Source organism: Psychrobacter sp. 1U2 (assembly GCF_051847575.1).
In genome coordinates, this window is the sequence record NZ_JBPYDC010000759.1 from 1 (window position 1) to 850 (window position 850).

An 850-nucleotide genomic window follows, 5' to 3' on the forward strand; every position below is an offset into this window, starting at 1 on the left:
CTTTCAATCTCCTTCATCAATCCTTGCTGTCTATTCGCACGTGTGCGCCAAAACTCATCGGTTTGCGTAGGCGTTATCAGCTGATTAACTACGATTGCCGCTGGCGTGAGTTTGGTTTCTTCTAATTGCTGGATGGCGCGCTTAGTTTCTGCCAATGGCAGTACATCGGCAGTCATCACCAACACAATGGCCGTTTGCTTACGATCATGGAGTAACAACCCTGCTTCACGAAACAGCTGCTTGCGTTTTTCTAGGACGGATACTGCCTGCTCCCAGCGATCTGGTTTTTGCTTAGCGAAGGGATTTGAGACATTGTCTTTACCATTGTTCTTATCTAAATCCAAGCTCGTTGCTGCCGAGCGTAACTTAGACTGCCGCCGCTGCTGGGCTAATAATCCATCCGTCCACGCTCCCATCATCTCTGGCAATACTAATAAGCGCAAGGTATGCCCCGTTGGTGCGGTATCAAAGATTATATGCTCGTACCTTTTATCAGAGTCAGCATCCGCTGCCGCCACCAAGTGCTGACACATAGACTCGAGCATGGCGGCCTCTTGTGCTCCCGGCGCAGACTTTGACAGACGTAGATGCTCACGAATCTTGGGCATCATGTCAGGATTGGCATAACCTTTAATGGTACGTTCGACCTGTGCAAAATGGTTATCAACGATAACATCTGGATTGAGCTCAAGCGCATCAAGGTAAGGGGTAATTGCTGTCTTCTCGTCACTGAGCGCTACATTTAATACATCGCCCAAGCTATGCGCTGGATCAGTGGAAATAATGAGTGTCTTTTTTTGCTGAGTCGCATAATGGCTGGCAAGTGCGGCGGCTGTCGTTGTTTTACCAA

At 48.7% G+C, this 850-nt stretch carries 1 protein-coding gene; it reads right to left on the reverse strand.

The genetic code is table 11. The features are described 5' to 3' along the window. Positions 1 to 850: ArsA family ATPase (locus ACS8FD_RS18570; protein ID WP_439276929.1), on the reverse strand; the 850-nt coding region annotated here is incomplete at both ends.